Source organism: Chitinophaga arvensicola, from assembly GCF_900110835.1.
Classification (GTDB): domain Bacteria; phylum Bacteroidota; class Bacteroidia; order Chitinophagales; family Chitinophagaceae; genus Chitinophaga; species Chitinophaga arvensicola.
In genome coordinates, this window is the sequence record NZ_FOJG01000001.1 from 2,126,967 (window position 1) to 2,140,975 (window position 14,009).

11 protein-coding genes are annotated in these 14,009 nt (G+C 47.2%); 8 read left to right on the top strand and 3 right to left on the bottom strand.

Annotated elements, in window-relative coordinates; genetic code table 11:
- Positions 1 to 166: 166 nt before the first annotated feature.
- Entirely contained in the window at positions 167 to 1,474 is a 1,308-nt protein-coding gene (locus tag BMW79_RS09005) for an HAD-IB family phosphatase (protein ID WP_089893415.1), read from the top strand.
- 58 nt (positions 1,475 to 1,532) lie between these two features.
- On the opposite strand, the gene BMW79_RS09010 is transcribed toward BMW79_RS09005, so the two are convergent.
- On the bottom strand, positions 1,533 to 2,111 hold the full coding sequence (locus BMW79_RS09010) for an NAD(P)H-dependent oxidoreductase (protein WP_089893418.1): 579 nt from the start codon (positions 2,109 to 2,111) through the stop codon (positions 1,533 to 1,535).
- 62 nt (positions 2,112 to 2,173) lie between these two features.
- On the bottom strand, positions 2,174 to 2,740 hold the full coding sequence (locus BMW79_RS09015; RefSeq protein WP_089893421.1) for a Crp/Fnr family transcriptional regulator: 567 nt from the start codon (positions 2,738 to 2,740) through the stop codon (positions 2,174 to 2,176).
- 88 nt (positions 2,741 to 2,828) lie between these two features.
- Between BMW79_RS09015 and BMW79_RS09020 the strand changes: the two genes are divergently transcribed.
- Complete coding sequence (locus BMW79_RS09020) at positions 2,829 to 3,236, top strand: 5-fold beta-flower protein (RefSeq protein WP_089893424.1); 408 nt, start codon at positions 2,829 to 2,831, stop codon at positions 3,234 to 3,236.
- A 5-nt stretch (positions 3,237 to 3,241) separates the two neighbouring features.
- On the opposite strand, the gene BMW79_RS09025 is transcribed toward BMW79_RS09020, so the two are convergent.
- A complete protein-coding gene (locus BMW79_RS09025; protein WP_317042877.1) occupies positions 3,242 to 4,012 on the bottom strand; it encodes a DeoR/GlpR family DNA-binding transcription regulator in 771 nt (256 codons plus the stop codon).
- Between the two features lie 382 nt (positions 4,013 to 4,394).
- On the opposite strand from BMW79_RS09025, the gene BMW79_RS09030 reads away from it, so the two are divergent.
- The 6 genes from BMW79_RS09030 (at position 4,395) to BMW79_RS09055 (ending at position 14,003) form a co-directional block, all read left to right on the top strand.
- A complete protein-coding gene (locus BMW79_RS09030) occupies positions 4,395 to 5,999 on the top strand; it encodes a glycerol-3-phosphate dehydrogenase/oxidase (protein WP_089893426.1) in 1,605 nt (534 codons plus the stop codon).
- Between the two features lie 50 nt (positions 6,000 to 6,049).
- The gene (gene glpK / locus BMW79_RS09035; protein ID WP_089893429.1) at positions 6,050 to 7,543 is read left to right on the top strand and encodes a glycerol kinase GlpK; all 1,494 of its coding nucleotides are present in this window, start codon (positions 6,050 to 6,052) and stop codon (positions 7,541 to 7,543) included.
- Between the two features lie 11 nt (positions 7,544 to 7,554).
- Positions 7,555 to 8,283 carry an MIP/aquaporin family protein gene (locus BMW79_RS09040; RefSeq protein ID WP_089893433.1) on the top strand — a complete coding sequence of 243 codons (729 nt, stop codon included), beginning with the start codon at positions 7,555 to 7,557 and terminating at the stop codon, positions 8,281 to 8,283.
- 75 nt (positions 8,284 to 8,358) lie between these two features.
- Positions 8,359 to 9,294, top strand: coding sequence for a glycerophosphodiester phosphodiesterase family protein (locus tag BMW79_RS09045; RefSeq protein WP_089893435.1), 936 nt, complete (start codon positions 8,359 to 8,361; stop codon positions 9,292 to 9,294).
- 43 nt (positions 9,295 to 9,337) lie between these two features.
- Positions 9,338 to 12,406: a SusC/RagA family TonB-linked outer membrane protein gene (locus BMW79_RS09050; RefSeq protein WP_089893437.1), complete on the top strand. Its 3,069-nt coding sequence runs from the start codon at positions 9,338 to 9,340 to the stop codon at positions 12,404 to 12,406.
- A 19-nt stretch (positions 12,407 to 12,425) separates the two neighbouring features.
- The gene (locus tag BMW79_RS09055; RefSeq protein WP_089896840.1) at positions 12,426 to 14,003 is read left to right on the top strand and encodes a RagB/SusD family nutrient uptake outer membrane protein; all 1,578 of its coding nucleotides are present in this window, start codon (positions 12,426 to 12,428) and stop codon (positions 14,001 to 14,003) included.
- Positions 14,004 to 14,009 lie beyond the last annotated feature (6 nt).

Genomic DNA, 14,009 nt, shown 5'->3' on the forward strand with positions numbered 1-14,009 from the left:
TAATTACAATGTGGGGATAGTGGCTGGTTTTACCCGGATTCCTGTTTATTTTACATGCTTTGTGTACCGTCAGCACCGCTATTCCCGCTAAAAGCAAATAGCCGGAATTTTAAGATTGTCTATTAAATCCTGTATAAACTTATATTTTTGTGCTCCAAACCGATACATGGCAGGCATTATAAATAACAATTCCGTGGGCAAAAAATATTATATCATTGATTTTGACAGCACCTTTACACAGGTGGAAGCATTGGATGAATTAGCACGTATTTCCTTGCAGGAGCATCCGGATAGGGAGCAGATCTACAGGAAAATTGAAGATCTCACCAACCTGGCCATGGAAGGAAAGCTATCTTTCCGGGAAAGCCTGGCGGCCAGGGTACAGCTGCTCGAAGCCAATAAAGACCATCTGAAGTTATTGGTAAAACACCTGAAAAAGCTAGTCTCTACCTCTTTTTCGCGGAATAAGAATTTTTTCAAGCATCATGCAGATGATGTATTGATTGTATCAGGTGGATTTAAAGAATTTATTACGCCGGTAGTACTGCCTTTTCATATCAAGAAAGAAAATATATACGCCAATACTTTTTTGTTTAACGACGAAGGGAAAATAGTGGGCTACGATGAAGCCAACCCGCTTTCGAACGAAGGGGGCAAAGTGAAGCTGCTAAAGGAATTGCAGTTGCAGGGCGAAATACATGGTATCGGCGACGGATATTCTGATTTCCAGTTGAAGGAATTCGGGATGATCAAGAAGTTCTATGCCTTCACGGAGAATATAGAACGTAAATCAGTCACCGAAAAAGCGGATCATATTACCCCGAGCCTGGATGAATTCCTGTATGTGAATAACCTGCCTTCGGCCATCTCCTACCCGAAGAACCGTATTCTTTGCCAGGTGGCGGGCGAGGTACCGGATGTAGCAGTGAAATATCTCAGGAAAGATGGCTTCGCCGTAAAGCACGCCGGTGTGGACGACAAGCTGTTGTCTGATGCCGGGATCCTGCTGCTGGGAGAAGGAGAGAAGATAACTGCGGATCAGCTCCGGAAGGCAACTAAGCTGAAAGTAATCGGGTACCTGGGTAACAGTAAGAAGCATATTCCTGCGGAACTCTGTACGGAGATGGGGATTGTTATTTTTGATAATATCCGTAAGCCGGAATCAGTTGCTAAGAGGATTGCCCGGTTTATCAATAACGGTGATTCGTTCAAAAGCAGTAATTTCCCGAATATCCAGTTACCAACGGTTAAGAATGCCCATCGCTTTATTCATATCCACCACAACGTTCCCGGTGTGATGGCCAAAGTAAACCAGGTGCTGGCGGATAATAAGATCAACATTGTATCACAGTTCCTGATGACGAATACCGCCATCGGTTATGTGATTACAGATATCAGCAGTGAGTATGATAAAAAAGTATTGAAAGAACTGAAGAAGATAAAACACAGCATCAGCTTCCGGGTGTTATACTAGGTCGCAGATGTATACAACATAAGAGCCGTATCGTTCCAAACGATGCGGCTCTTATGCTTTATCCCAACCTGGCGCCCAGTCGCTGTACCTGTTGCAGCCATTTCGTCCGCTTATCCGGACCGGCGGTTTTGATGATGCCGATATAGGTTACCCTGACAGGCTTTACCCCGCAGAATTCCAGCGTGCTTTTCTTTAACTGATGCACACTGGGGTTGCGATAGAATAACTTATAATACCAGGCCGGCTGGTCGATGGTGGTAATGATCCTGGCGGTTTTGCCGGTTAGTAGTTTATCCCACCAGAGGGAGTTGTCGCGGTATTGATAAGTAATACCCGGGAGAAACAGCCGGTCAATAAATCCTTTCATCAAAGCCGGGAGTCCACCCCACCACACCGGGTGGATCCACACAACATGATCGGCGCGTTTTATTTTTTCGAGGCTGCTGAGTAAATCCGGTTCCAGGTCCATTCGTTTGGTGTAGCCGTATTGCAGGTTCGGATTAAAGGATAGTGTTCCTATATTGATTTCTTCCACTATAGCACCTGATTGTAAGGCACCTTCGCGATATGCGCTGGCCAGTGCTGCGTTAAAACTATCGGGATTGGGATGGCCGTTGATCAGAAGAATATGCTGCATGAAGTCCTTTTTTAGTCCGGACAAAGGTATCTGCCCGGTCTTTCTTCTTACAGGACATTTGTCTATAAAAGTATTTCCTTCCTCAAACGGCTCAGGTGACGTGCGGTGATACCCAGATAGGAAGCCAGGTATTGTAAAGGAATCTGACGGATGTAATCCGGTTGATGGGTTAGCAGATCCTGGTAGCGTTTCCGGGCTTTTTCTTTCTGAAAAAGCAGTAATCGTTTTTCCAGTTCAATGTATTGTTGTTCCGCCATTATTTTAAGAAAGGTGATCCAGTTCACACTGGATTGTGTGAGGGCGGTAAGCGGCGCCTTGGGGATCACCAGCAATTCCACGGCAGTAATGGCCTGTATGTTTTCTACTGTGGGCTGTGCGGTGATGTAGGAGGAATAGGCGGTGAGCAGTGCGCCCGGGAAAGTGATACAATAGGTCACTTCTTCGCCTGATTCCTGTGTGAAAAAAGTTCTTACAATACCGCTGTTGACGAATGCCACTTCACGACAGATCTTTCCTTCCTGTATGAAAAAATCTCCTTTGTTCATTTCCCGTGGTGTACATAGTGCGAGAAAGTCATCGATCTCTGAAGAGGTCAGTATATTAAACGATTGCAGGTATTCTCTGATCATGACGGAAATGTACAGCTAAATATCTCTGCAAGAAAATTTGGTGCATTTAATATTACAGAGAATGCGTATTTCATGTTAATTTCATACCATGAAGAAACTGGCCTTATTCCTTTTGTTAGTTGTATTGGCGGGTCTTGTAAAAGGCCAGACAATACGTTCCAACAATTATGGTACGATCGCGAAAATCAGCAGCGATGGAACGATTAAGAACGGCAGTTATGTTACTATTGGTTACATCCGGGATGGGAAAGTGCAGAACAGCGCCCATGTTACAATTGGCTATGTAGGCAGTGACGGAAAGGTGCAGGATGCCGGGCATTCTACTGTGGGGTATGTAAAAGAGGATGGTAAAGTAGTCAGCAGCAGTTACACCACTCTGGGATATATCAGGAAAGACGGAAAGGTGGTGAATGCCAGCTACACTACCCTCGGTTATGCCGGTAGCGTGCCGAAAGAGTGGGCGGCATTGATATTTTTCTTTTTTCATTTTGAGTAAACGACTCAGACGATCGTCACTTTTACGCCCATATCTTCCATCTTTTTTACTACATGTTCACCGATACCGTGATCGGTAATTACTTCATCAATATCTTCCAGTCCACAGATACGACCGAATCCTCTTTTGCCAAATTTGCTGGAATCTGCCAGCACAATGGTTTTTTGGGCAGTGGCCATCATCTTTTGATTCAGATGTGCTTCCATAATGTTGGTGGTAGTAAGACCAAACTCCAGGTCGATTCCATCTACGCCGAGGAATAGTTTACTGCAGGAGAAATCTTCCAGTATTTTTTCTGCATAAGAACCGGTAACAGAAGTAGAACTGTTACGGAGATGCCCACCGAGTTGTATGACTTCAATCTCCGGGCGGCGCAGCAATTCCAGCGCTACATTGAGTGCGCCGGTAATAACGGTGAGGTGTCCTTTGGGTTGGATATTTTTTGCCAGTGCCTGAACGGAAGTGCCGGAGGCGATAATGATGGCGTCGTTTGGAACAATGAGCGCAGCTGCAGCCAGACCAATATTATGCTTTTCTTCGCGACGGATATTTTCCTTTTCATTGACCGGTTTATCGATCGTGTAAGGATTATGTACGGTGGCGCCGCCATGTGAGCGGAATAACAGTGATTTATCTTCCAGCAGTTTCAGGTCTTTTCGTATAGTCACTCCCGATACATCCAGCTCTTTACAGAGTTCCAATACATTGACATATCCTTTCTCCTGTAGTTTACCGAGAATAAACTTATGACGTTCTGCGATATTGATCATAGACATATCGGATAAAATTAACGTATTAAAATGTGTTATCACGGGATGCGGTGTAAAATTTTGCCTCCCCGGCAAATATCCGTCGATTTACTTTCAATTGCTTATTTATGGTTGCATATTAATGAAATTATAACGTTCTCATCATTTTAAAATAATAAAAATTGAAATAAAAAGTAAATTTTTTAAACTTTAGTAAGATGTGTTGTTATATGTAATTTACTAATATACAATATATTAATAAATTTCCTTTTGTTTCTTTTCCGTTTATCCCACTGATTGTTTCTTTTTTCATTTTATTTTCTAATTTGGTTTCAAATTATTTCTTTTTGTTTTTATTAGTATTGCAGGCGATATAAATGAAACTATTTAAAAGTCATTGAACCATAAAATGAAAAGAATTGAATCAATCAGGCAGTTAAGGGAAGCGGGTAAACAGCCATGGGATCTTATCATCATCGGCGGCGGCGCCACGGGTCTTGGTATAGCCATGGATGCAGCTACCAGGAATTACCGGACCTTGTTACTGGAGCAGGCGGATTTTGCCAAAGGAACATCCAGCCGCAGCACAAAGCTGGTGCATGGTGGTGTAAGATACCTGGCACAGGGAGATATTGCCCTGGTACGGGAAGCCCTGTACGAAAGAGGACTCTTACTGAACAATGCACCACACCTCGCCCACAATCAGCAGTTCATTATTCCGCAGTACAACTGGTGGCAGGGACCTTTTTATACCATCGGCCTGAAAATATATGATCTTCTTTCCGGTAAACTGAGCCTGGGCCGCTCCCGGCATATCAGCCGCACAGAAGTAATGAACCGGTTGCCCACCATCCGCAAGGAAGGATTGAAAGGCGGTATCGTTTATCACGACGGGCAGTTTGATGATGCCCGTCTTGCCGTGAACATTGCACAAACCGCCGTAGAAAACGGTGCGGTACTGCTGAACTACTTTAAAGTAAACGGGCTGCTGAAAAACAGCAACGGTAAAATCAATGGTGTTCGTACCACGGACCTGGAAACCAATGAAACATTTGAACTGACAGCCAGAACAGTGATCAATGCCACCGGGGTTTTTGTAGATGAAGTATTGCAACTCGATAATCCCGCTGCACCGAATATGGTAAAACCCAGTCAGGGGGTACATGTGGTGCTGGAATCTTCTTTCCTGAACAGCAACAGCGCTATCATGATTCCTAAAACGGACGATGGCCGTGTATTGTTTGCCGTGCCATGGCACAACAAAGTATTATTAGGCACTACAGATACACCGCTGGATGCGCATAGCCTGGAACCCATTGCCCTGGAAGAAGAGATCCGTTTCATCCTGCATACCGCCGGTAAGTACCTGTCGCGCCCACCCGCACGCACTGATGTACTCAGTGTATTCGCCGGGTTACGTCCGCTCGCGGCACCTCAAAAAGAAACCGGCAGCACCAAGGAAATTTCCCGTAGTCATAAAATACTGGTAGCGCCTTCCGGCCTGATCACCATCACGGGGGGGAAATGGACCACCTTCCGCAGGATGGCAGAAGACACCGTGGAGCAGGCCATCAAAACCGGTGGACTGGTACCGGCGGTATGCAAAACAAAATCACTGCGTATTTACGGCTATCAGCAACAACCATCTGCACCAGCTCCGCTGGATGTATATGGCAGCGATGCCGCCCGGATACAGGCATATGTATCGTTGCACCCGGAAATGAAAGGACAGTTGCATCCCCGTTTGCCTTACATCAAGGCGCAGGTGATCTGGGCGGTACAGCAGGAAATGGCGCAAACCGTAGAAGATGTACTGGCGAGACGCTTACGTGCCTTATTCCTCGATGCACAGGCCGCCATAGAAATGGCGCCGTTAACCGCCGGTATCATGGCCGTGGAAATGGGAAAGGACCTCGCATGGCAACAACAACAGGTAGCAGATTTTTTACAGGTAGCAAAACACTATGTACTGGCAAACGGTACTACCCATCAGCAATTGAAAGTAACGGCATAGTATAAACGAATATCAAACCACACTAACATCCACGTAGAAAAAAGAAAGACATGATCAAATACGTTATGGCGATGGATCAGGGCACGACCAGCTCAAGAGCCATTATTTTCGACCATGAGGGCGCCATTATTTCCACAGCGCAGAAAGAATTTACCCAGCTTTTTCCACAGCCCGGATGGGTAGAACATGATCCGGTAGAGATCTGGAGCAGCCAGATCGGCGTTGCCACGGAAGCCATGGCCAAGGTAGGCCTGGAAGGTGGCAACATTGCGGCTATTGGTATTACCAATCAACGCGAAACCACGATTGTATGGGACCGCGAAACCGGCAAGCCGGTGTACAACGCCATCGTATGGCAGGACAGGAGAACCGCCGATTATTGCGACACGCTCAAAGCCAGCGGTATGGAAAACAGCGTACGCGAAAAAACGGGTCTGGTGATCGATGCGTATTTCTCCGGTACAAAAGTAAAATGGATCCTGGATCATGTACCCGGGGCACGGGAACGGGCCAACGAAGGCAAACTGGCCTTTGGCACCGTGGATTCGTGGCTGGTATGGAACCTTACCCACGGCGCTGTGCATGCCACTGATATTACCAATGCTTCCCGCACCATGCTGTTTAATATCCATACCCAGGAGTGGGATGCAGAGTTGCTTACCCTGCTGGATATTCCTGCATCGTTGTTGCCCGAAGTAAAACAATCGAGCGAGGTATGCGGGGAAACGGCCCCCGGCGTTTTCGCTGTGCAGATTCCCATTGCCGGCATCGCGGGCGATCAGCATGCCGCGCTTTTCGGACAGATGTGTACTGCACCGGGCATGGTGAAAAATACCTATGGTACGGGTTGTTTTATGCTCATGAATATTGGCAGCACGCCCATTATCAGTAAAAATAACCTGCTTACTACCGTGGCCTGGAAGGTAAACGGACAGATACAATACGCACTGGAAGGCAGCATCTTTATTGCGGGCGCCATTGTACAATGGTTGCGTGACGGGCTTGGTATTATCCGTTCCTCTTCAGAAGTGGAAGCGCTGGCGGCGAGCGTGGCACAAAATGATGGTGTATACCTGGTGCCCGCATTTGCAGGGCTTGGAGCGCCTCATTGGGACCAGCACGCACGTGGTACGCTGGTAGGACTTACGCGTGGCTCTTCCGCAGCGCATATTGCCCGTGCTGCGTTGGAAAGCATCGCTTATCAGACCAGGGATGTATTGAAAGCGATGGAGGCAGACGCTAATATCAGCATCAAAGAATTAAGGGTAGATGGAGGCGCTACGGGTAACAATCTCCTGATGCAATTCCAGGCGGATATCCTGCAAACGAAAGTGGTACGTCCGGGTATTACGGAAACTACAGCGCTGGGCGCCGCTTACCTGGCGGGTTTGGCAACGGGTTACTGGAAGGATCTGGAAGAAATCAGCCGTCAGTGGAAACAGGAAAAATGTTTCTCTCCCGAGCTGCCGGCAGCGCAGCGGGAAGAATGGATCAACGGATGGAACAGGGCAGTGAATGCCGCTAAATCATGGGCTCAACAATAAAATCTATGCATATGTCTCCTTATTTAGCTGAATTAATGGGTACTGCATTGTTGCTGTTGCTGGGCAACGGCGTAGTGGCGAATGTGGTACTGCATCATACCAAAGGTAACAACAGCGGCTGGATCGTGATCACCACCGGCTGGGCGCTGGCGGTGTTTGTAGGCGTAGTGCTGGCCGGTCCTTACAGTGGTGCACACCTGAATCCTGCGGTAACGATTGCTCTGGCTACTGCCGGTAAATTTAACTGGGCAGAAGTACCGCTTTTTATTGCCATGCAGATGCTGGGCGCCATGCTCGGTACTTTCCTGGTATGGCTTAATTACAAAGATCATCTGAACAACACACCTGACACAGGTTTGCAGCGTGCGGTATTTTGTACGGAACCGGCTATACGAAATGTGGGCAGGAATTTTATCTGTGAAGCCACCGGCACTTTTGTCTTACTCTTTACCATCTTTTATTTCACCAATGCAGAAGTAGGTGCGGAGAAAACACCGATTGGTCTTGGTTCACTGGGTGCATTGCCGGTAGCTTTCCTGGTATGGTCTATCGGATTGTCGCTGGGTGGCACCACCGGTTATGCTATCAATCCTGCCAGGGATCTGGGGCCGCGCATCATGTATGCGCTGTTGCCAATCAAAGGAAAGGGGCATAGCGACTGGAGCTATGCGTGGGTACCTGTACTGGGCCCTATAGCAGGTGCTGCGCTGGCTGCTTTATTATTCCTGTCACTCAAATAGGTTTTACTATTCCTGTTATTCAGGGAGATAACGTGCACGGGTGTACGTTATTTATCACACGTTATAAAAAACACAATGAAAAAACAGATCAACCTCCGTCTAATCGGCTGTGCCGCAGCAATAGCGGCAGCCGGCCTCTTCAATGCCTGTAAAACATCTAAGTCTGCTACCGCTCATAATGGTTATCCCTCTTTTTACAAAGTAGGGCATCGCGGTACCCGTGGCCTGATGCCGGAGAATACCATTCCTGCGATGTATCACGGCCTGGAAACCGGTGCCAACACCATTGAATTTGATGTGCATATTACCAAAGACGGACAGGTGGTTGTATATCACGACGCGTCTTTTACACCCTCCTATACCACTACGCCGGAAGGAAAAGATATTCCGGCTGAGAAGCGTGCGGACTATACTTTTTACCAGATGAACTACGCAGATATCCGTCCGTTTATTATCGGTGAGAAGCCTTATCCGGCTTATCCCGAGCAGCAGCGGATGCGTTCTTACGCGCCGCTGTTGTCTGAAATGATCGACTCCGTAGAAGCCTATACGAAGGTCCATCATCTGCCGAAGGCGTACTACCTGCTGGAAATAAAATCATCTGCCAAAACGGATGGTAAAGAACAACCGGCGCCGGAAGAGTATATCGATAAACTGATGGCGGTGAAACAACTGCAGCCGCTGGGGAAACGCCTGCTGATACAGTCGTTCGATATGCGCCCCTTACAGGTAATACAGCGCAGGTATCCCGCTATCAAACTGGGATTTCTGACAGATGATAAAAAGAACGGTTTTGAACAACACCTCGATCAACTCGGCTTTACCCCGTTCTTCTATAATCCTTCCTATAAGCTGGTAACGCCGGAACTGATAAAGAAATGCCACGATAAGAATATTCAGATTGTTCCATGGACCGTAGACGATGTCAGTGAAATGAAAAAGCTGAAAGCGCTGGGAGTAGACGGTATTATCACCGATTACCCGAACAGGCTGCAGGAGGCAGGTATATGACCATTACTAATCAACCAGAAAACTAACAAAAACAAACACACGTATGAAAATCTTTTCACGATTCCACGGGTTGAAACCGGCCGCCGTCCTGTTGCTATGCATAGGGATCATCGGTCTTGCCAGCCTGTCCGTTCAGGCACAGGATATTCCCGTTACTGGAAGGGTAACCGCTGCTAACGGTACACCGCTGCCAGGCGTAAATGTGCAGCTCGCAGGTACCAGTAAAGGCGCTGCTACTGATTTGGAAGGCGCATTTAAACTCACCGTGCCTTCCGGCGCCACCCTTAAATTTACTTTCATTGGTTATCTGCCAAAAGAAGTGAAGGTAAAGGCGCCGCAGGTACTGGTGGTATTACAGGAAGATATCCAGAAACTCAATGATGTAGTGGTAGTAGGATATGGCACCCAAAAGAAAGCGACGCTTACCGGCGCTATCACCACGGTGCAAATGAGCGACAAAGCCGGACAACCACTCACCAACGTAAGTAATGCGCTGCATGGTGTACCGGGCGTATTTGCCAACTTGAGTAACAGTCAGCCGGGAGTAGACCGCAGCACGATCCGTATCAGGGGCGTAAACACTTTTGGCAGCAGTGATGCCAGGGCCAACGAACCCATGGTACTCGTGGATGGTATTGAATATTCTATGGATGAACTCAATCCGAATGATATTGAAACCATCACCGTACTGAAAGATGCGGCCGCTGCTATTTACGGTTCCCGTGGCTCCAATGGCGTTATCCTCGTTACCACCAAAAAAGGGCGCGGCGCTTCCCGTGTGAATTACAGCTATTATTACGGTCAGCAGAAAGCTACCTTCCTGCCGGATGTAATCACGGATCCTATTGCTTACATGAAATTGAAAAATCAGGCGCTTGCCAATGAAGGAAAAGCACAGGAATATGCAGATGCAGATATCGCAGAGTATCAGCAGGGAATGAAGTCTGATCCTTTCACTTATCCTGCAAACGATTGGTATAAAATTGCGTTGAAAAATGGTGTGATCCAGAAGCATGACCTGAGCATTTCAGGTAGTGCGGAAAAGTACCAGTATCGTTTATCACTGGGTTACCTCGACAGAAACGGTATTCTCTTTGGACCGGGCAACCATGAAAAGAAATATTCTGTTGGATTGAATGCCTCTATGGATGTGAGCAAACGGTTGCGTGCAGGTATTACCCTGGATGGTTATTACCGCAATTATACCACGCCGTTTTATACCGATACCTGGTCGTACCTGGCGCGTACTTTACCCATCCTGACCGATACCTTGCCGGATGGCCGCTATGGTAATTCCTGGCTTCGTACCGCTGGCCGTAACAACTGGGAAAACCCGCGTATGCTGGCTTACAATGGTCTGCAGACGAAAGTGGTACAACGTTTCCTGGCTACTGTTTTTGCAGAATACAAACTGCCTTTTGATATCAATTACAACATCAAATTCGGGGTGGATAAATATGATGGTATGCTGAGTGGCTTCACACCACGTATGCAAACGTTTAATCCGAAAACCGGCGCTGCGATCAACTGGAATAGTCCTGCCACGGCTCCCAGATCGGCGAAGGCGGATTACAATGATATGAACATCCACTTCTACAATACACTGGACTGGAAACGTTCTTTCAAAGAGAAACACAATCTCTCCGTAATGCTGGGTGCCAGCTATGATAATTTTGATTCCGATTCCTGGGGAACCAGTATGTATGGTTACCTCGATGGTACACTGGATGCACTGAACGCCGGTACCACCTGGAATGCTACCAACGGCAATTATACACGTGATGTACTGGAATCTTATTTTGGTCGTCTTAACTACGACTATGATGGCCGTTACCTGCTGGAAGCAACATTCCGTTATGATGGCTCCAGCCGCCTCGGTAAACAAAGCCGCTGGGCAGCTTTCCCATCCGTATCTGCCGGATGGCGTATCGATAAGGAAGCATTTTTCCACTCTGATTTTGTGAATGTACTGAAACTCCGTGCATCTGCTGGTGGACTGGGTAACCAGGCGGTGCCGCTTTACAGCACACAGGCATCTGTGATCCTGGGAGAAGACTACAGCTTTGGTGGTGCATTGAACTCCGGTGCGGCCAAAACAGCCGATGCGGATTCATCGCTCAGATGGGAAACTACCAACGCTTATAATATAGGCGCTGACGTTAACTTCTGGAAAAATCGTATAGGCCTTACTGTTGATGCGTATAAGAAACGGACCAATGGTATTCTTCGTACCGTAGGACTTCCTTCGCAGGTGGGCAACCTGGCCGGCGCCAAACAGAACGTAGGTGTGGTGGACAATACCGGTATAGAAGCTACCGTGCAGTATCGCGACCAGTTTGGAGGTGTGGAACTGAATGTATACGGAAGTATGGCGTACAATAAAAATGAAGTAGTGGATCTGCGTGGGGAAATTATTTACGGCACCGGTACGATCACAAAGGCGGGATCTCCCATAGACGCTTATTACCTCTTACAGGCAGAAGGCATTTTCCAGTCGAAGGAAGAAGTGGATAACAGTGCCAAACAATCTGCCAACACGAAACCGGGTTACATCAAGTATAAAGATGTGAATAAAGATGGTGTTATTAACGGAGATGACCGTGTGATCGTTAACAGTTCTTCGTCGGTACCTAAATACACGTATGCCTTTGGTTTTAACGTAGGTTACAAAGGATTTAGCCTGAATGCCGCTTTCCAGGGTATTGCCGGTATCAAGGCATTGCCTACGGCCAACCTGGCATATCCGTTCAACAACGGCGCCAATGCTACCAAAGAGTGGCTGACGGATGCCTGGACACCGGATAACAGGAACGCACGTTTGCCTATTGTTACGACAAGTACTGGTAGCATCGATAATTTCCAGCGCTCTACTTTCTGGTTAAGAGATAACTCTTATTTAAGATTAAAGAATATACAGCTGGGCTATGCGTTGCCTCAGCAATGGTTGTCGAAAGTGAAGATCCAGAAAGTGAATGTGTTTATTAATGCGGAGAACTTACTGACGTTCTCCCGTTATAAGGATTTTGATCCGGAATCTGTACTGGATGCCACTACACTGTACACTTATCCTATGTTGAAAACTTTCAACGGCGGTATTAACGTTACGTTCTAAACATCAAATGAAAAGCAATATGAAAAAGATATATCTCTTACTTTCCTGCGCAGGTCTCCTGGCTGCGGGTTGCAACAAAAGCTTGCTGGACACGTCGCCGCACGACCGTTATACAGAAGAAACTTTCTGGAAAACACCGGAAGCTGCCAATGCAGGACTGGTGGGTTGTTACTCTGTATTACGCAATGCCGGTGTATATGGTGGTAAAACATCCAACAATGCTACGGCACTCTGGGAAGAAACACTTTCCCCCAATGCCTATAACCAGACCGATGCGCTGAGTTTCAATTCAATTGCGCGTGGTACACAGATGTCGAATACCGGTGGCATTGTGACAGGGCGTTATTCAGATTGTTACAGTGGTATTGGCCGTTGTAATACCTTCCTGGCAAAAGTAGACGAAGTAACTGTGCTGGATGAGGCCAGCAGACGTAAAATGAAAGGGGAGGCTTATTTCCTGCGTGCCTTGTATTATTTTATGCTGCAGAATTATTATGGTGCGGTACCATTGATCCTGGATCCACCGGATAAGACCACACAGGCGCAATTGCCACGTACACCACGTGCAGAAGTGGTGGCCCGGGTGCTGATTGACCTGGACAGTGCTACGGCTATACTGCCGGTTAAGTTTACAGGTACTGATCTGGGACGTGCTACCAAAGGTGCGGCCATGGCGCTGAAAGCAAGGGTATTGCTATATGAGGCAAGTCCGTTACTGAATACCGCTAATGATCCGGCTAAATGGAAAGCCGCTGCAGATGCTGCCAAGGCGGTGATGAACCTGGGAGGTACCGGATATGATCTGTTTGCCAATTACCGGGGATTATTTTTACAGGCCAATGAAAATAACAAGGAAGTTATTTTTGATGTGCAGTATATTTTCCCGCAACAGGGTAGTTCGTTTGATCTGATTTGTACGCAGTATAACACCAATGCACCGTTGCTGGATCTGGCGAAAACCTATTACACCACCAAAGGATTGCCTATTACAGATCCGGCTTCCGGATACAAGGCAGATAGCCCGTATATCCGCCGTGATCCGCGTTTATATGGCACCTTTACTTACCCGGGAGATATGTATCGCGGCGCTGTGATCAATGCCACGCGCTTTGCCATCACCGGTTATGGTATGAAGAAATATAGTCTTTACGACAGTGCCGCGCCGCCGAAGGACAAGTCCGATCTGAAAGATGGTCAGTCGGATATTAATTTCATTGTGTTGCGGTATGCGGATGTGCTGATGATGTATGCAGAGGCGCAGAATGAAGTGAGTGGCCCGGACGCTACCATTTTTGCTGCGCTCAACCGGATCCGTGATCGGGTGGGCATGCCTCATTTTTCTGAAACGTTAACAAAGGAAGCGTTGCGCGAGGAAATCCGTCATGAAAGAAGGGTGGAGTTTGCCGGAGAGGGATTGTATTACAATGATATCCGTCGCTGGAAAACAGCCGAAACCGTCATGAATGCAAGTATTCAGGGGTATAATGCGAAGAATATTGAAACCCGTACATTCGATAAGAACAGGGATTACTGGTGGCCTATTCCGTTGGGGGAAAAGGATCTGAATCCGAACCTGGAACAGAACAAAGGGTATTAAAAAGAA